Raw genomic sequence first — 15,563 nt, forward strand, 5'->3', positions numbered from 1 at the left:
ATTGAACAGGGGCAAGCCCGTGCGAACGGGCCAGCGATTGTAGCGCAGTCCCTTGCAACTTGTACCATTATTTCCTGCGTGCTACTGACAGAAATTGTCAGTATTTTTTATTATGATTTCGGCACCAGCAGGCTAGCCAGCCTGTAACATTGATATATCCACCTGCGACAGGACTTTTCATGACACGTGCCATCACCATACTGACCGAGAACTTTGCCGATTGGGAAACTGCCCTGATCAATTCCACGGCGCGCCTGTATTACGGCTTTTACACGCAGTTCGCCACGCCGGGCGGCCTGCCCGTCACCTCGTCCGGCGGCATGCTGGTCACGCCGCAACTGGCGCTGGAAGAGATTGTGCTCGGGGAACTCGATCTGCTGATGGTGTGTGGCGGCAGCCACTGGCAAAGCGGCAAGGCGCCCGACCTGGGCCCCTTGCTGCGCGCCGCCCGCGACCACAATATTGTGCTGGCCGGCATTTGCGACGGCACACGCGTGCTGGCGCAGGCAGGCGTGCTCGACACCGTGCGCCATACTTCCAACAGTGCGGACAACCTGTTGCAAACGGGCTATGCGGGCGCGGCCCTGTACCAGGACGTAGCATGGGCCGTGGCCGACCAGCGCGTCGTTACGGCACCGGGCACGGCGCCCGTCAGTTTTACGCGGGAAGTGCTGCGCAGCCTGGGCATTGACGACGACAACCTGACGTCCTATCTGGCCATGCACGGCGCCGAGCACGGCCAGGCAGCCCAGGCAGAACGCTAGTCGGAGGCCAGCGCGCGCAGGCGCGCCACGGCGTGCGTGTTGCCCGGGTCCAGTTCCAGCGAACGGCGGTAATGCGTGACGGCCTGCGCTTTCGCGCCGTCGGCCTCGTACGCTTCGGCCAGGCTGTCGTGGCCATTCGCCCCTTGCGGGTACAGTTGCACGCCCAGCTCGAAGACGGCCACCGCCTGTTTCGGCTGCTGCCGTCCCAGCAGGCGGTAGCCCCAGGCATTCAAGTCGTCTTCGGTGGGCGCAGACAGCCCATGCTGGCGCCGGATGGCCGCCAGTTTATTGTCCAGCCCGTTGAAACCGGTGCTGGCCGCCTTGTTGCGCAGCAAGTGCGCGGCATACGCGCCGCCGCGCTGCTGGCGCAGGGCGGGAAGATAAAAGCCGGCGACGGTATCGATCAGTTGTTCCGGCTGGCCGCCGGCCAGGTTGCTGAGGATGATGACGGTCAGGCCATCATCGGGATACACATAAAAGGCTGAGCGGGCGCCGCCGATGCCGGCCACGGCGCGGTGACCATCGCGGCCGATGCTGGGCCAGCCCAGCGCCCACGGCGCCGGCTTGCCGTCATTCAAGCTGGTCGGCTGCCACAGCCGTGCCACACTGGCGGGTGCCAGCAAGCGTCCCGACTGCAGCGCGATGAGCCAGTTCGCCAGTTCGCCCGCATTGCTGTTGATGCCAGCGCCAGCGCGCATGAACACGGGAAAGTCTTCGATCACGTTGCGATAACCGTTGCCGCCCCGGTCCAGCACGTAAGAACTGGCCTTGCCCACGACCACGTCCTTCGCGTCGCCAAAGCCGCTATGCCGCATGCCGGCCACGTCAAACTGCCCGCGCTGGACGAAAGTGGTAAAGGGCTGGCCGCCCTGCCGCTCGATCAACTGCGCCAGCAACACGTAATTGGTCTGGTTGTAGCGGAAGCGCTGGCCAGGCGCAGCTTCCACGGGCAGCGCCTGCACGGCTGTCCACGCCGCATCGGCAGCGTCCGGCTGCGGCCCCACCAGCTTGCCGCTGCGCTGGTCCAGCACGTCGGGCAAGCCCGAGGTGTGGTTGAGCAATTGCGTCACCGTCACGGTTTGCCAGGCGACAGGCAGCCCCGTCAGGTACTGCCCGATGGGCGCGGCCAGGTCGATCTTGCCCTGTTGCACCAGCTGCAGTACGGCCACGCCGGCAAACGCTTTCGTTGCCGAATTGATGGAAAACAGGCTGGCGTCCGTCACAGGCACCTGGTATTGCAGGCTGGCCAGACCGAAATTGCGCTTCAGCATGACCTTGCCACGCTGGATCACCGTCAGTTGCAGGCCTGGAATCTGGCGCTCCCGCATTTCACTGCGCACGAAGGCGGCAATGTCGTGTTCCGCTGGGGACGCCTGCACATGGCTGGCGGAGGCGGCGGCAAGCGCCAGGGCGAACAGGACAGACGGCAGGCGTGGCTTCACGATGCGGCTTTCGACAGTGGAAAACGGAACCGCAGCATCCCATACCTATTTATCAACGTCAACGACAATCTTGCCGGTCGGAAAGTTACTCTTCCAGCCACACGTCTTCATAGCCGTCGCGGTCGAGGATGAACCTGGCGCCGCTGGGCAAGGCCAGGTAATCGACCACTTGCGGCAGCATCTCGTGCAGGTGTTCCGCGTGCAGCGGCTGATAGAAGCCGCTGGCGTCGTCGTGTTCGCCGCAGTGGATGAACCAGCTGATGGTGCCGTTTTCCGGCAGCACGATGCGCGTGCCATAGATGGGCGACTGGTCCAGGCTGCCGATGGCCAGGGCCACCATGGGTTCGGGCGCCTGCGCCGGCAAGCCGAATTTGTCGCAGATGCGCTGCTGTGTTTCGCTGATCGCTTCAGTCATGCTGCCCTCAGGATCCTATGTATTGATAATGGAGGCGCAGCGCGCCATCGTCGCCGGACATTTCCAGGTGCAAAACCGCTTCGCCCGGCTTGCCATCGGCCAGCAACATGCATTCCAGACCCAGCGGCCCGCAATCGGTGGCATACACGTCGACGGCGGGACGGCCGCCCTTGCCCGGCACAAAGGCCTCGGCCAGCGGCGCCAGGGACAGCGCCTGGTTCGCCGCAAAATAGCTGTCGAGCATCTCGATGATCTCGTCGGCCACGCCCGGCGACAGCGCCCAGTCGCGTTGCAGCGCAAGCCGATCGCGCCGGTCGAGCGTGTGCACGAAGGCTGCCGCCTGTGCATAGGCCTGTTGCCGCAGGCTGTCGGTCATGCGCATGTCCATGCTGCGATTCCTCTCTCTTGAACAGGCGCCATTATAGTGCGCGGGCTGGCCGATGCCGCACGGTCGCTATGCAAGCAGTTGCATGACAGTACGGCAACCCTGTAAAGTGGGCTACGATGAAAAAAACCTACCATGGCAGTTGCCACTGCGGCAGCGTGCGCTTCGCGGCCGAAATCGACCTGGCGGCCCCTAGCCTGCGCTGCAATTGTTCCTATTGCCTGAAAATCCGCTGCTGGGCCAGCCTGGTGCCGCCCACGGCTTTCCGCCTGCTGGCCGGAGAAGCGGACTTGAGCGAATACCGCTTCGGCGCCGGCCGAGAGCGCCATTATTTTTGCCGCCATTGCGGCGTGCGTCCGTTCGGTCGCGGCGATTCTCCCCGCAGCGGGCCGTTTGTCGGCATCGGCGTGAACTGCCTCGACGATGCCGCCGTGGCCGAACTGGCCCAGGTGCCCGTCACCTTTGTCGACGGCTGGCATGACGCGTGGGAGACGCCGCCGCTGGAAACGCGGCATCTGTAAATAATGCGATGTTGAAATAGTTGTCTGCTACGCCGGAGTTTTCCTACGTGGCGACAAGTGGTGTCCCTATGGTTAAGCCCGACGCAGGCAGCGAGAATGGTTTCAACGGTGCAGCCTATGCTGGACCGGATGATCATGCAAACTGACCAAACCAACCATAGGGGACACGACCATGACTTCGAACAGCAATGACAAATCCGGCAGCCAGTCGGACAAACAGCAATCGGGCCAATCGGGCAGCCAGCAGTCGGACAAGCAGTCCGGCACCCGCCAATCGTCGGGCGGCACTCAGGGCGGCACGCACGAGCAGCACGTCGAGGCAGGCCGCCAAAGCCACAAGAATGACGGCGACAAGCAGTCGGGCTCGCAGCAATCGGGCCAACAGTCGGGCCAGCAATCGGGTTCCGGCACCGGCACGCGCGGCGGCACGCATGAGCAGCACGTGGAAGCGGGACGTCAAAGCCACAAGAATGACGACAAATCCTGATCCCGCAGGCATGGCTAGACGCGCCTTCTCAACATGAAAGCACTGACGGCCATGCTGTGCGCGGGGCTGGGCATGGGCCTGGCCGCCTGCGGCGCCAGGAATACGGCATCGAACGTGGAGGCACCCGGCACGCCGGCCGGGGTTTCCACGCGCGTGCTCGATGCGGGCGCCGACGCATTGCAAGCGCGGCCGCCCGTCGCGGCACTCAATGCCTATCTTGACGGTTTTCATTTTTACAATGGCAATCTGCGCGGCCAGATGGAAGCGCACCACTATTGCGCCATCGTCAATGAAGAGCTGATCCAGTGCGTCATTTACGACGGCAACGTCAAGGATGCCAAGCTGATGGGTGTCGAATACATCGTCAGCGCCAGGTTGTACCAGGGTTAGCCGGCGGCGGAAAAAGCGCTGTGGCACAGCCATGTGCATGAAGTCAAATCAGGCCAGCTGATCGCTCCCGGCATTCCCGCCGTGGCCGAAAAGGCCTTGATGCAAAAACTCGTCGCCACGTATGGCAAGACCTGGCATACCTGGCACACGGATCTGCACAAGACCTTGCCGCTGGGCGTGCCGCAACTGATGATGGGTTTTACAGCCGATGGCCAGGCCGACGCCGCCATGGTCGCCGCACGCGACGGCCGCTTCCGCATCGATTCCGCCGAAAAACGCCGCCAGCGGGCCGACATCGCCGCGCCCGCCATCATCGCCGGCGCCGATGCCTGGCAACATGGCACGACCATCCAGCTGGCCGACCCGAGCGGAACGCAGCACGGGGCTTCATCGCCGCCACCCTCCCCGCACACGGCCACGCCCGCCATTTCGCGCCCGGCCAGATAGACGGCGCGCGAAAGGCCGTTGTCTGGATCGGCATTCTGGGCGATAATTACGCACATGAACGATACCACCACCTTACCCCCATTGCCCGATCGCCTGTCGATCGACCCTAGCAGCCCTTACCACGTTGCAGCCGTGTTCGAGAACGACGTCGGCATCCGCTTCAACGACAAGGAGCGTCTTGACGTGGAAGAATATTGCATCAGCGAACGCTGGATCAAGGTCGCTTCCACCAAGTCGCTCGACCGCCGCGGCCGTCCGCTGCAGATCAAGCTGAAGGGCAAAGTCGAAGCGTTCTACCGCTAAGCAATACCTACAGTTGTCATCGAGGCCGATTTCCATCGGCCTTTTTTACGTCCGCAGGTATTGCCCGGCAGGCCGGTCAGGCTGCCGGCGGCGGCTGGAAGGCGCAAAAACCGGGCCACTGGTCGCGGCTGTCGCACACTTTCAGGCAACCTTTGTCCTCCTTGAAGGTGGCGACGACCTTGATGGGGAAGCCATAGAGTGGCGTGGTGGCCAGGAAGGCGGACGGGCAGCTTTGCTCGTTGCTGAAGCGGAAAGTGATTTCTTCGCGGCGGCCCTTGCGCTCAAAGCTCAGCATGAAGGTTTCATTGCTGTTCCACTGCGCCTTGCCCGGCACGCGGAAACGGTAGCGCGGGTTGCCCTGCTGCTGACCCTCAAGTTTCTGGCCGAAGACGCGGCTGCTGGCCGTGGCCGTCTCGACCTTGGCAACGGGATACACGACGCCAAAGATATAGGTGCCGGCAAACCCCTGGTCGAAGCCGAGTCCCTTCTGGTAAAACGGCACGACGATATGCGGCGCGCCCGCGTATTCCACGCTGTTGCGGGCCGTCACGCGCGACGTCAGCTTGTCATCGGGCGCTTTGCCGAAGACCACGTCCAGTTCCAGCAAAGCTTGTTGCTTGTCAATATCTTGCGCCAGATAATCCTGGGGGAACGTTTCGCCGTGCACGCAGCCGGCCAGCAAGGAGGCGGCGAAGCAGCCGGCGATCAGTTTGGGTAGTGTCATGGCTGTTTTCCTTCCGGCGGCGCGGAAATGAGGCCCAGCCCCGTCACTTGCAAGCCGTTCTTGCCTTGTTTCCATTGAAATTGCTGGCCGAACCAGGCCAGTTCCAGCTCGCGCCGGATGCGGATCGAATCCGTGCGGCCCTGGCGCGCCTTGATGGCGGCGCCCGCCTGCGCGGAAGCGGCGTCCGACAAGGGCTTCAGCCACCGTTGATAGGTGTCCGGCGGCAAGGCCAGCTCACCGGCCACGCCGTCGTCGCGCGTGGCAACGATGATGCCCACCTTCGTCAGCGTATTCGTCAGATAGGCGCCGCGCCGCCCGTCGGGCGAGACGGAGACGAGCATGGCATGGGGATAATCGCCCCTGACGTTGTCCGGCACGTCAAACCACAGCAGTTCGCCCGTGCCCGTATCGAGCGCGCGTCCGTCGCGGGGAAACAGCAGCACCTCGCTGTTGCCCGGCTGCGGCACGCCCCATTCGGGGTCGCGTTCCGTGCGCACCATGTTGTCGCGTTGCATGGGACTGATGGGGCGCATCAGCGGCTCGCCATTCTGCACGCCGATCAATATCGTGCCCTGGCCCGTATAACCCTTGGTAAAGGCCAGCAGCATGGGCTGGCCTTCGCGCGTGGCCTTGATCGGCCGCACTTCCACCACCTCGCGCGCGCCGCCGGGCCAGTAGCCGTGCCGGCGGAAAGTCAAGGTAACGAGCGGGTCGTGGCGGTCACGCGTGACGACAAAGTCGCCGTATTGCTTCATCACCGGCACGTAGGATGTTTGCGCCTGCGCGCAGGGCACGATGGCGGTGGCCAGCGTGGCGGCGGTCGCCAGGCGGCATAAAGAGAGGGACAGCATGGCATCCTATAAAGGTCGCACGGGGCGAAGAATCAGAATTCTAAACGATTACTCGCCAGCAACACTGCCCAATTGGAAACATCAGCGGCGCTGGATTTCAATTAGTTCGATCTCGAACAGCTTGGGCCACAGTTTTCCCGTGACAAACAGGCGCTTGCCGCGCGCATCCCAGGCAATGCCGTTGAGCACGGCGTCGGGATTGGCCGTGCCCCGCTGCTCGGGCGGCAGCAAGCCCGTCAGGTCGATCCAGCCCACCACCTTGCCGCTGGCCGGGTCGATGCGGGCGATCACGTCGGCGCCCCACACATTGGCAAACAATTCCCCGTCGACCATTTCCAGCTCGTTCAGGCGCTCGATGGGGCGGCCCTCGGCCTTGACCTCGAAGCGGCGCACTTCCATCAGGGTTTTCGGATTGAGCACGCGGATGGCGGAGCTGCCGTCGCTCATGTAGACAAATTTGCCATCGCTGGCCAGGCCCCAGCCTTCGCCCTGGTAGGTAAATTTGCGTTTCAGTTTGAACGTCTTCTGGTCAAAGACATAGCCGGTCTGCGAAATCCAGGTCAGTCCCAGGATTTCATCGCCCACATCCGTGATGCCCTCGCCGAACACTTTTTTGTCCAGCATGCTTTTCTGCAAGACCTTGCCCGTCGCCAGCTCCACCTTGCGCAAGGAGGACTGGCCGTTCTGGCCCGTGCTTTCATACAGGTGGCCATCCTTGAACAGCAAGCCCTGGGTGAACGCCTGGGGGTCGTGCGGATAGGTATTCTTGACGAAATAGCCATACACGGGAATGGCGGCCTGGGCATAGCCCATTTCGCTCATCAGGCCCACGGTGCACAACAATCCCAGCAGCAGCGAGCCTGCCGTACGTTTCAGTCTGGTTTTACCTGTGTTCTTCATATGCTTGGCGGTGGTTGGCGAGCGCCTATTGTAAACGGGCCGCGTCCGCCATGCGCGCCCTGACGAGGTCCAGCCAGGCACGTGCCGCAAACGACAGCCGCCCGCCGCGGCGCCAGGCCAGCATCAGATTCCACTCCACGGGCGGACCGTCGAGGGGGATGACGGCAAATTGCGTTTGATCCAGCGTGTCGCAATACATCTTCGGCAGCAGGCAAATGCCCACGCCCAGCCGCACCAGCGAGGCGATAAAATCCCACTGGCCGCTGCGGCCCGTGATGCGCGGAGCGAAACCGGCCCGCTGGCATGCGTCCAGCACGATGTCGTTCAAGGCAAACGCGGCGCCATAGAAGATGAAGGGGCTGCCGGCCAGCTCGGCCAGGGCCACGGAAGCGCGTCCCTGCCACGCAGAACCGGGCGCCGCCAGCAGGCACAGCGGTGAGCGCACGAGGGGCAAGGCTTCGAAATCCTGCCAAGTGGCCGCATTGCCCGGGTAGTCGAGCATGGTACCCAGTTCCACCGTGCCCGTGCGCAAGTCGCGCTCGATCGCCTGCGTGCCGCTTTCATACATTTTCAGTTCGATACCGGGATAGCGCTGGTGGTATTCGGCCAGCCACGGCGCCAAGGTCGAGTGGGTTTGCGGCGACACGCCAACGCGCAATTCTCCCCGCTCCAGCTGCTGCAAGTCGCGCAATTCCACTTTTAACTCTGCATGCAGGGCCAGCAGTTCATGCGCGCGCGACAGCACCACCTTGCCCGCGTCCGTCAGGGTAAAACGCTTGCCGGCGCGATCCAGCAAGGCCAGGTCCAGCGACTGTTCCAGCTGGGCGACCATCTTGCTGACGGTGGGCTGCGTCACGTGCAGCCTGGCGGCGGCACGCGTAAAACTGGCTTGTTCGACCACTTCGACGAAGTAGCGCAGGGAGCGGATATCCATGATGCATTCCAATTTCGAATGATAATCATGAGTTTAAGTCATTTTATCTTTTGATGCGGGGTCACTACAATGAAAACTTCCCCCAGCCGTTTGAAAGCCCGCCGTGAAAGCCTTGCACTGTTACACCGCCGCCCTGCCCTCCATCTCTGCCTGGCGCCAGCCCGCGCAGACCGCGTGGCAAGTGGGCATACTGATTGCCGCCTGGTGGCTGGCCGACGAGGCCGCTTCCGCCCTGCACTTGCCGTTTTCCGGCGGCGTGGTGGGCCTGTTCGTGCTGGTGGCCCTGCTGCTGTCGGGCTGGGTACGGCCAGCCGCCATCGAACTGGGCGCGAACTGGCTGCTGGCCAACATGCTGCTGTTCTTCATTCCGCTGGTCGTGTCCGTGGTGCAATTCACGCAGTTATTGAAGTCGCAAGGCTTGATGCTGTTCGTGAATATCGGCCTCGGCTTTGCCAGCGTGATGCTGGCCACGGCATTGACCGTCGAATGGGTATGCCGCTATGAGCGCAAGCTGCGCCTGCAACAACTGCTGCGCCAGCGCGCAGCCAGGACGGCAGCATGAGCACCCTGGTCCTGTCCCTGCTGTTTTTGCTGCTGACCCTGGTCTTGTTCTACGCCAACCAGGCCGTGCACCGCCGCCATCCGCATTTCTTGCTGACGCCCGCCATCTGTACCTCGGCGTTACTGATCGTCATCGTGCAAGCGACCTCGACGCCCTTCGCCACGTATTTCGGCGAGACGCGCTGGCTGCCGTGGCTGCTGGGGCCGGCCACCATCGCGTTTGCGCTACCCATCTTCCAGGAGCGCAAGCTGATCCGCAAGCACTGGCTGGCCTTGTCGCTGGGCAGCTGCGCCGGCATCGTCGCCTCCGTGGCCGCCACCCTGCTGCTGGACCGGGTCTTTGGCGTGCACGGCGACATGGCGCGCAGCCTGCTGGCCCGTTCCGTGTCGACGCCGTTCGCGCTGGAAGCGTCGCGCCACATGGGCGGCTCGGCCCAGCTGACGGGCATCTTCGTGGTGATGACGGGCTTGTTCGGCTTGATGCTCGGTAAACCGCTGTTAAAACTGCTGCCCTTGCGCATGCGCATCGCCCGTGGCGCCCCGTATGGCGCGGCTGCGCACGGTTTTGGCTTGTCCGTGGCGCGCCGCGTGGGCACGGAAGAAGGCGCCGTGGCCAGCCTGACGATGATTTTTTCCGGCGTCGTGACGGTGTTGCTGGCGCCTCTGCTGGGGCATCTGCTGGGCTAAACCGCCACGCCAGCGGCGTTTATCGGGGATAATACGTCTTTCCCCATTCCCAGCAGCCGCGCCACGATGAAATACCCCGCAGTCCTGCCCTTCAGCGACCTCCTGCCACGCTTGCATGAATTCGACGCCATCATCGACGTGCGCAGCCCGTCCGAGTTCGCGGAAGACCACTTGCCGGGCGCCATCAACCTGCCCGTGCTGGACGACGAGCAGCGCGTGCGCGTCGGCACCTTGTATAAACAGACGAGCGCCTTTGAAGCAAAGAAGCTGGGCGCGGCGCTGATCGCGAAAAACATTGCGCGGCACATCGAAGACGGTTTTATCGCTCATCCGCAGCATTGGAAGCCGCTCGTCTACTGCTGGCGCGGCGGCAACCGCAGCGGCGCCATGGCGCACATCCTGGCGCGCATCGGCTGGCCCGTCACGCAGCTCGACGGTGGCTACAAGGATTACCGGCGCCACGTGAATGCCGAGCTGGCCACCCTGCCCGAACGCTTCGACTTCATCAACGTGCTGTGCGGCCCCACGGGCAGCGGCAAGAGCCGCCTGTTGCAGGTGCTGGACAAACAAGGCGCGCAAGTGATCGACCTGGAAGACCTGGCGGCCCACCGTGGCTCCGTGCTGGGCGGCTTGCCGGACGCGGACCAGCCTTCGCAAAAGGCGTTTGAAAGCGCGCTGTGGCAACAGTTGCGCACTTTCGACCCGGCACTGCCCGTCTTCATCGAGTCGGAAAGCAAGAAAGTGGGCCGGCTGCGCGTGCCCGATGCGCTGATGGAAAAGATGCGCGCGGCCGCCTGCACCGACGTGCGCCTGGACATTGGGGAGCGCGTGCAATTGCTGATGCAGGATTACGAACATTTCGTCGGCGACCCGACGCGCCTGAACGTGCAGCTGGCCCTGTTGACGCAGCTGCATGGCAAGGAAAAAATTGCCCACTGGCAGCAACTGGCCACGGCGGGCCACATGGCCGAGCTGGTGGAAGAGCTGCTGGTCCAGCATTACGACCCCGTCTACCGGCAATCGATCGCCCGCAACTTCAGCCGCTACGCCCAGGCGACGCCGCTGGTCTTGCCCGATATTTCAGAACATGCCTTTGAGCAAGCCGCGCGCGCATTATGTGCTATCGTCGGCGAACCGCGTACCGCCAGCGCCGCGTAAGTGCCGGCGCAGCTTCCCATGACCTTTTTTGAGCAGGATGACGACCATGTCCGATAGCATTCCCACCCCCATCCGATTGACCGAATTTGCCCATGGCGGCGGCTGCGGCTGCAAGATTGCGCCCGGCGTGCTGGCCGACATCTTAAAGGGCAGCGGCGGCTTTCCCCTGCCGAAGGAATTGCTGGTCGGCATAGAAACCTCGGATGACGCGGCCGTCTACCAGCTCAACGACGAGCAGGCGCTGATCGCCACGACGGATTTCTTCATGCCCATCGTCGACGACCCGTTCGACTTTGGCCGCATCGCCGCCACCAACGCCATTTCCGACGTGTACGCCATGGGCGGCACGCCCATCATGGCCCTGGCCCTGGTCGGCATGCCGATCAACAAGCTGCCGGTGGAAACCATCGGCCTCATATTAAAAGGCGGCGAAACCATCTGCGCCCAGGCCGGCATCCCCATCGCGGGCGGCCACACCATCGATTCCGTCGAACCGATCTATGGCCTCGTCGTGCTGGGCCTGGTCCACCCTTCGCAAGTGAAACGCAACGCAGGCGCGCGCGCCGGCGACAAACTGGTATTGGGCAAACCGATCGGCGTGGGCATCCTGTCGGCCGCGCTGAAGAAAAATGCACTCGACGCGGATGGCTACGCTTCCCTGATCGATAACACCACCAAATTGAATACCCCGGGCAAGAAACTGGCCCTGCTCGACGGCGTGCATGCGCTGACGGACGTGACGGGCTTCGGCTTGCTGGGCCACACGCTGGAACTGGCGCGCGGCGCTAAGTTGCAGGCGCGTATCGCCATGAGCGAGGTGCCGCTGCTGCCGCAAGTGCAGCAACTGGCGCACAACGGCAACATCACGGGCGCCTCCGGCCGCAACTGGCAAGGCTATGGTGCGCAAGTGGCGCTGGCCGACAGCCTGAGCGCCATCGACAAGGCAATTTTGACGGACCCGCAAACGGCCGGCCCCCTGCTGGTGGCCTGCGCGCCGGAAGCCGTCGAGCAAGTGCTGGCGATTTTCCGCGCCGAAGGCTTTGCCGACGCCGTCGTCATCGGCGAGATGCAGGATGGCAGCACCGGGGTTTCCGTATATTAATGAACAATTTTTTCAAAGGCACTCCCATGATCACGTTCTCCAACAAATTCCCCGCCATCCTGGCCACCGTCGCCGCCACCCTGGCCATCCACAGCGGCCTGGCGCAGGCGCAGCAAGTGTTGCGCGTGTCCGCCATTCCCGACGAAGCGCCGACGGAATTGCAGCGCAAGTTCAAGCCGCTGGGCAGCTACCTGGAGAAAAAGCTGGGCATGAAGGTGGAATTTACGCCCGTCACCGATTACGCGGCCTCCGTGGAAGGCTTGATCAATCACAAGCTCGACATGGTCTGGTTCGGCGGTTTTACTTTCGTGCAAGCCAACGTGCGCAGCGGCGGCAAGATCGTCCCGCTGGTGCAGCGCGAGGAAGACACGAAGTTCCGCTCGGTTTTTGTGACCACCAGCAAGGACATCAATCAATTGTCCGATCTGAAAGGCAAGAATTTCACCTTCGGTTCGGAATCGTCAACCTCCGGCCATTTGATGCCGCGCTACTACTTGCTGGCCGCCAAGATCAACCCGGACACGGACATGAAGCGCATCGCGTTTTCCGGCGCGCATGACGCCACCGTGGCAGCCGTGGCCGGCGGCAAGGTCGATGCGGGCACCTTGAATATCTCCGTCTGGGAAAAACTGGTCGAAGCGAAAAAGGTCGACCCAAGCAAGGTGCGCGTGTTCTACACGACGCCTGGCTACTACGACTACAACTGGAGCGTGCGCGCCGACATGAATCCCGTCGTGCGCAAGAAGCTGACGGACGCCTTCCTGGCGCTCGATCCTTCCACGCCGGAAGGCAAGGAAATCCTCGAGCTGCAGCGCGCCACGAAGTTCATCCCGACCAAGGCCGAGAACTACAAGGATATCGAAGCGGCCGCGCGCGATGCGAAGCTGTTGAAGTAATTTTCGACAAGCAGCAGAAATCAGGGGTCAGACCCGGCGGGTCTGACCCCAGCCCTCATTTGCACCGACACATAGCATGACACTCCAACTTCACAAGGTCTGCGTCCACCACGCGGGCGCCGCCGGCAATGCGCTGGCCCTGCGCGAGCTGGACCTGGACGTGGCCCAGGGTGAACAGATCGCCCTGATCGGCCCTTCCGGCGCCGGCAAGACCAGCTTGCTGCACACCTTGGCGTGCGCGCTGCGCCCGGAATCGGGCAGCTTGCGCATCCTGGGCAGCTCTCCGTGGCAGATCGGCAGCGCCGCGCGCCACGCCTTGCGCGCGCGATTGTTCCTGGCGCCGCAAACGCCGCCGCTGCCGCCGCGCCAGCGCGTCGTCAACGCCGTGCTGGCGGGCCGCTTGCCGCAATGGAGCTTGTGGACGGCGCTGCGCTCGCTGGTCGCGCCCGTCGATCCGCGCGCCGCGTGGGAAGCTTTAGGCAAGTTCAACCTGCAAGACAAACTGTATGCGCGGGTCGACCGCCTGTCCGGCGGCGAACGCCAGCGCTGCGGCATGGCCCGCGCGCTGGTGTCGAATGCGCAAGTGTTCCTCGTCGACGAACCACTGTCCGCGCTCGACCCCACACTGGCTTTGCAGACGATCCATGTGCTGCAAGCCGAAGCGACGGCGCGCAACGCCACGCTGATCTGCAGCCTGCACCAGGTCGAGATCGCGCGCGCCTGCTTTACGCGCATCGTCGCCCTGCGCGACGGGCAAATCGTCTTCGACTTGCCTGGCTCCGAGGTCAGCGACGCCATGATCGCCGAGCTGTACCGCAACAAGGCCGATCCCGCGCCGCAGTTCGAGGCTGTGGCAACGAATCTGGATGCCGCGAGGCCCCTTTGCTGAAGAACACCGCCCTGCCCCGCGACCCCGCCTGGCGCGGCCGCCTGACCGGCGCCGCCATCGTGCTGCTGGTGCTGTGGCCGATGCTGGTGCAGGCCGAATTCAAACCGTGGATTTTATGGGATGCGCAAAGCCTGGCGGCCACCTGGCAGTTTATTGCCAGTTTCGTGCCGCCCGGCCACTCGCTGGAATTTTTGCAACTGGTGGCTGTGTCCGCCTGGGAAACCATCGCCATGGCCACGGCCGGCATGGCGCTGGCCATGCTGGGGGCCATACCGCTGACTTTATTGGTGACGGAGCGCTTGTCGATTTCGCGCATCGGTTCTGGCCAGGTATCGCCGCTGGCCGCCAGCGTGCGCCACGCCGTGCGCGCCGTGCTGGTGCTGCTGCGCAGCGTGCCGGAACTGGTCTGGGCATTATTACTAGTGCGCATCGTCGGACTGGGGCCGACGGCCGGCGTGATCGCCATTGCCCTCACGTATTGCGGCATGCTGGGCAAGGTGTATGCGGAAATCCTCGAATCGTCGGATGCGTCCGCCTGCAACGCGCTATTGCACAACGGCAGCGGCAGATTAAAGGCCTTGCTGTACGGCGCCTTGCCCGAATCGGCCGCCGAACTGGTGTCATACACGATCTACCGCTGGGAATGCGCGATCCGTGGCTCCGTCGTCATGGGTTTTGTCGGTGCGGGCGGCCTGGGCCAGCGCATGGATGAATCGATGAAGATGATGGCGGGCAATGAGCTGGCCACCATGCTGATGGTGTTCGTGCTACTGGTGGCGGGCGCCGATGCGGTCTCGGCCATGCTGCGCCGGAGGCTGGCATGAAAAACGATATGCCCATCGCGGCCCCCGTGCGCTGGTCCACCTGGGCCTTGCTGGCCGGCTTGCTGCTGCTGGTCGTCGCCAGCTTCGCCACCCTGCCCCTGAAATGGGGAGAATTTTTCAGCGCCGATGCCGTGCGTACGAGCGCCGACTTCCTGCACGGCTTCGCGCCGCCCGAACTGGCGCCCGCGTTTCTCACCAAGGTCGGCGTGGCCACCTTTGAAACCCTGGCCATGTCGGCCATCGGCACGGTGATCGCCGCTCTCCTGGGTGCGCTGCTGGCCCTGCCCGCCAGCGGCCGTTTCGGCCACCTGGCGCGCAACGCCACGCGCGCGCTGCTCAACGTGCTGCGCTCGATCCCCGAACTGGTGTGGGCCTCGATCTTGCTGATCGCCGCCGGCCTGGGCCCGTTCGCGGGCACCCTGGCGCTGGCGCTGCACACGGTGGGCGTGCTGGGCCGATTGTTTGCCGATGCGTTTGAAAATTGCCCGCCCCTGCCCGCCGCCACCTTGCGCATCAATGGCGCGCGCCCGGCCGTGACCTTCCTCTACGCCACCTTGCCGCAATGCGGGCCGCAGATGATGTCGTATACGCTGTACCGCTGGGAAAACAATATCCGCGCCGCCGCCATCCTCGGCGTCGTCGGTGCGGGCGGCCTGGGGCAGATGCTGAAATACCATCTGTCGCTGTTCCAGATGCAGAACGCCGCCACCGTCATCGTCGCCATGCTGCTGATGGTGGCCGCCGTCGATGGCCTCAGCTATGTGCTGCGCCGCGCCATGACCCGCTGATTTTTTCACTTTTGCACCGGTACAGATGGCCGGCCCTGGCCTGGATCACGCAACGATCGCCGCCGTGACACTGCCGTTGCAGAGCAGGTTGATGT

General features: G+C 63.6%; 19 protein-coding genes and 1 pseudogene. 13 read left to right on the forward strand and 7 right to left on the reverse strand.

Annotation, left to right across the window (positions count from 1 at the left end; all coding sequences use genetic code 11):
* Nucleotides 1–179: 179 nt before the first annotated feature.
* Entirely contained in the window at nucleotides 180–764 is a 585-nt protein-coding gene (locus tag CLU91_RS03925; RefSeq protein WP_100873084.1) for a type 1 glutamine amidotransferase family protein, read from the forward strand.
* Here CLU91_RS03925 and CLU91_RS03930 read toward each other — a convergent pair.
* From CLU91_RS03930 to CLU91_RS03940, 3 genes are all read right to left on the reverse strand, one after another.
* Entirely contained in the window at nucleotides 761–2,206 is a 1,446-nt protein-coding gene (locus tag CLU91_RS03930) for a serine hydrolase domain-containing protein (protein ID WP_100873085.1), read from the reverse strand. The two genes, CLU91_RS03925 and CLU91_RS03930, sit on opposite strands and share 4 nt — an antisense overlap.
* Nucleotides 2,207–2,291: 85 nt before the next feature.
* The gene (locus CLU91_RS03935) at nucleotides 2,292–2,621 is read right to left on the reverse strand and encodes an immunity protein Imm33 domain-containing protein (RefSeq protein WP_100873086.1); all 330 of its coding nucleotides are present in this window, start codon (nucleotides 2,619–2,621) and stop codon (nucleotides 2,292–2,294) included.
* A gap of 7 nt (nucleotides 2,622–2,628) precedes the next feature.
* A complete protein-coding gene (locus CLU91_RS03940; RefSeq protein WP_100873087.1) occupies nucleotides 2,629–3,009 on the reverse strand; it encodes a hypothetical protein in 381 nt (126 codons plus the stop codon).
* A 116-nt stretch (nucleotides 3,010–3,125) separates the two neighbouring features.
* Here CLU91_RS03940 and CLU91_RS03945 point away from each other — a divergent pair, with 116 nt between their 5' ends.
* The 4 genes and pseudogenes from CLU91_RS03945 (at nucleotide 3,126) to CLU91_RS03960 (ending at nucleotide 5,154) form a co-directional block, all read left to right on the forward strand.
* Nucleotides 3,126–3,527 (forward strand): GFA family protein, encoded by a 402-nt coding sequence (locus tag CLU91_RS03945; RefSeq protein ID WP_100873088.1) that lies wholly within the window; start codon nucleotides 3,126–3,128, stop codon nucleotides 3,525–3,527.
* A 172-nt stretch (nucleotides 3,528–3,699) separates the two neighbouring features.
* A complete protein-coding gene (locus CLU91_RS03950) occupies nucleotides 3,700–4,014 on the forward strand; it encodes a hypothetical protein (RefSeq protein WP_035818984.1) in 315 nt (104 codons plus the stop codon).
* Nucleotides 4,015–4,086: 72 nt separating this feature from the next.
* A pseudogene (locus CLU91_RS03955) lies at nucleotides 4,087–4,851 on the forward strand (OBAP family protein).
* A gap of 54 nt (nucleotides 4,852–4,905) precedes the next feature.
* Nucleotides 4,906–5,154, forward strand: coding sequence for a DUF3297 family protein (locus tag CLU91_RS03960; protein ID WP_010398340.1), 249 nt, complete (start codon nucleotides 4,906–4,908; stop codon nucleotides 5,152–5,154).
* Nucleotides 5,155–5,230: 76 nt separating this feature from the next.
* Here CLU91_RS03960 and CLU91_RS03965 read toward each other — a convergent pair whose 3' ends face one another.
* The 4 genes from CLU91_RS03965 to CLU91_RS03980 form a co-directional block, all read right to left on the reverse strand.
* Nucleotides 5,231–5,878, reverse strand: a complete 648-nt coding sequence (locus CLU91_RS03965; RefSeq protein WP_100873089.1) for a hypothetical protein — start codon at nucleotides 5,876–5,878, stop codon at nucleotides 5,231–5,233.
* Nucleotides 5,875–6,729: a hypothetical protein gene (locus CLU91_RS03970; RefSeq protein ID WP_198521236.1), complete on the reverse strand. Its 855-nt coding sequence runs from the start codon at nucleotides 6,727–6,729 to the stop codon at nucleotides 5,875–5,877. The genes CLU91_RS03965 and CLU91_RS03970 overlap by 4 nt, the downstream gene beginning before the upstream one ends.
* An 81-nt stretch (nucleotides 6,730–6,810) precedes the next feature.
* Nucleotides 6,811–7,629, reverse strand: a complete 819-nt coding sequence (locus CLU91_RS03975) for a glutaminyl-peptide cyclotransferase (protein WP_198521237.1) — start codon at nucleotides 7,627–7,629, stop codon at nucleotides 6,811–6,813.
* A 25-nt stretch (nucleotides 7,630–7,654) separates the two neighbouring features.
* Nucleotides 7,655–8,563, reverse strand: a complete 909-nt coding sequence (locus tag CLU91_RS03980; protein WP_100873090.1) for a LysR family transcriptional regulator — start codon at nucleotides 8,561–8,563, stop codon at nucleotides 7,655–7,657.
* Between the two features lie 103 nt (nucleotides 8,564–8,666).
* Here CLU91_RS03980 and CLU91_RS03985 point away from each other — a divergent pair, with 103 nt between their 5' ends.
* The 8 genes from CLU91_RS03985 to phnE all read left to right on the forward strand — a co-directional run bounded on the left by CLU91_RS03985 (nucleotide 8,667) and on the right by phnE (nucleotide 15,468).
* Nucleotides 8,667–9,125 carry a CidA/LrgA family protein gene (locus CLU91_RS03985; RefSeq protein WP_100873091.1) on the forward strand — a complete coding sequence of 153 codons (459 nt, stop codon included), beginning with the start codon at nucleotides 8,667–8,669 and terminating at the stop codon, nucleotides 9,123–9,125.
* Nucleotides 9,122–9,811: an LrgB family protein gene (locus CLU91_RS03990; RefSeq protein WP_100873092.1), complete on the forward strand. Its 690-nt coding sequence runs from the start codon at nucleotides 9,122–9,124 to the stop codon at nucleotides 9,809–9,811. Before CLU91_RS03985 ends, CLU91_RS03990 begins: the two co-directional genes overlap by 4 nt.
* 66 nt (nucleotides 9,812–9,877) lie before the next feature.
* Nucleotides 9,878–10,969, forward strand: coding sequence for a tRNA 2-selenouridine(34) synthase MnmH (mnmH, locus tag CLU91_RS03995; RefSeq protein ID WP_100873093.1), 1,092 nt, complete (start codon nucleotides 9,878–9,880; stop codon nucleotides 10,967–10,969).
* Between the two features lie 46 nt (nucleotides 10,970–11,015).
* Nucleotides 11,016–12,071 (forward strand): selenide, water dikinase SelD, encoded by a 1,056-nt coding sequence (selD, locus tag CLU91_RS04000; RefSeq protein WP_100876568.1) that lies wholly within the window; start codon nucleotides 11,016–11,018, stop codon nucleotides 12,069–12,071.
* 26 nt (nucleotides 12,072–12,097) lie between these two features.
* Nucleotides 12,098–12,967: a putative selenate ABC transporter substrate-binding protein gene (locus CLU91_RS04005; RefSeq protein WP_100876569.1), complete on the forward strand. Its 870-nt coding sequence runs from the start codon at nucleotides 12,098–12,100 to the stop codon at nucleotides 12,965–12,967.
* A 76-nt stretch (nucleotides 12,968–13,043) separates the two neighbouring features.
* A complete protein-coding gene (locus tag CLU91_RS04010; RefSeq protein ID WP_100873094.1) occupies nucleotides 13,044–13,856 on the forward strand; it encodes a phosphonate ABC transporter ATP-binding protein in 813 nt (270 codons plus the stop codon).
* Nucleotides 13,850–14,680 carry a PhnE/PtxC family ABC transporter permease gene (locus CLU91_RS04015; protein WP_100873095.1) on the forward strand — a complete coding sequence of 277 codons (831 nt, stop codon included), beginning with the start codon at nucleotides 13,850–13,852 and terminating at the stop codon, nucleotides 14,678–14,680. The genes CLU91_RS04010 and CLU91_RS04015 overlap by 7 nt, the downstream gene beginning before the upstream one ends.
* On the forward strand, nucleotides 14,677–15,468 hold the full coding sequence (phnE, locus tag CLU91_RS04020; protein WP_100873096.1) for a phosphonate ABC transporter, permease protein PhnE: 792 nt from the start codon (nucleotides 14,677–14,679) through the stop codon (nucleotides 15,466–15,468). The genes CLU91_RS04015 and phnE overlap by 4 nt, the downstream gene beginning before the upstream one ends.
* The last annotated feature ends 95 nt before the right edge of the window (nucleotides 15,469–15,563 follow it).

The sequence above is a fragment of the Janthinobacterium sp. 64 genome, from assembly GCF_002813325.1.
GTDB lineage: Bacteria > Pseudomonadota > Gammaproteobacteria > Burkholderiales > Burkholderiaceae_D > Janthinobacterium.

Excerpts from the sequence above, each read along its gene's own strand:
- CLU91_RS03925 (WP_100873084.1), top strand. The coding sequence starts at position 180 with ATGACACGTGCCATCACCATACTGACCGAGAACTTTGCCGATTGGGAA.
- CLU91_RS03935 (WP_100873086.1), bottom strand. The coding sequence starts at position 2,621 with ATGACTGAAGCGATCAGCGAAACACAGCAGCGCATCTGCGACAAATTC.
- CLU91_RS03940 (WP_100873087.1), bottom strand. The coding sequence starts at position 3,009 with ATGGACATGCGCATGACCGACAGCCTGCGGCAACAGGCCTATGCACAG.
- CLU91_RS03945 (WP_100873088.1), top strand. The coding sequence starts at position 3,126 with ATGAAAAAAACCTACCATGGCAGTTGCCACTGCGGCAGCGTGCGCTTC.
- CLU91_RS03950 (WP_035818984.1), top strand. The coding sequence starts at position 3,700 with ATGACTTCGAACAGCAATGACAAATCCGGCAGCCAGTCGGACAAACAG.
- CLU91_RS03960 (WP_010398340.1), top strand. The coding sequence starts at position 4,906 with ATGAACGATACCACCACCTTACCCCCATTGCCCGATCGCCTGTCGATC.
- CLU91_RS03965 (WP_100873089.1), bottom strand. The coding sequence starts at position 5,878 with ATGACACTACCCAAACTGATCGCCGGCTGCTTCGCCGCCTCCTTGCTG.
- CLU91_RS03970 (WP_198521236.1), bottom strand. The coding sequence starts at position 6,729 with ATGCTGTCCCTCTCTTTATGCCGCCTGGCGACCGCCGCCACGCTGGCC.
- CLU91_RS03975 (WP_198521237.1), bottom strand. The coding sequence starts at position 7,629 with ATGAAGAACACAGGTAAAACCAGACTGAAACGTACGGCAGGCTCGCTG.
- CLU91_RS03980 (WP_100873090.1), bottom strand. The coding sequence starts at position 8,563 with ATGGATATCCGCTCCCTGCGCTACTTCGTCGAAGTGGTCGAACAAGCC.
- CLU91_RS03990 (WP_100873092.1), top strand. The coding sequence starts at position 9,122 with ATGAGCACCCTGGTCCTGTCCCTGCTGTTTTTGCTGCTGACCCTGGTC.
- mnmH (WP_100873093.1), top strand. The coding sequence starts at position 9,878 with ATGAAATACCCCGCAGTCCTGCCCTTCAGCGACCTCCTGCCACGCTTG.
- selD (WP_100876568.1), top strand. The coding sequence starts at position 11,016 with ATGTCCGATAGCATTCCCACCCCCATCCGATTGACCGAATTTGCCCAT.
- CLU91_RS04005 (WP_100876569.1), top strand. The coding sequence starts at position 12,098 with ATGATCACGTTCTCCAACAAATTCCCCGCCATCCTGGCCACCGTCGCC.
- CLU91_RS04010 (WP_100873094.1), top strand. The coding sequence starts at position 13,044 with ATGACACTCCAACTTCACAAGGTCTGCGTCCACCACGCGGGCGCCGCC.
- phnE (WP_100873096.1), top strand. The coding sequence starts at position 14,677 with ATGAAAAACGATATGCCCATCGCGGCCCCCGTGCGCTGGTCCACCTGG.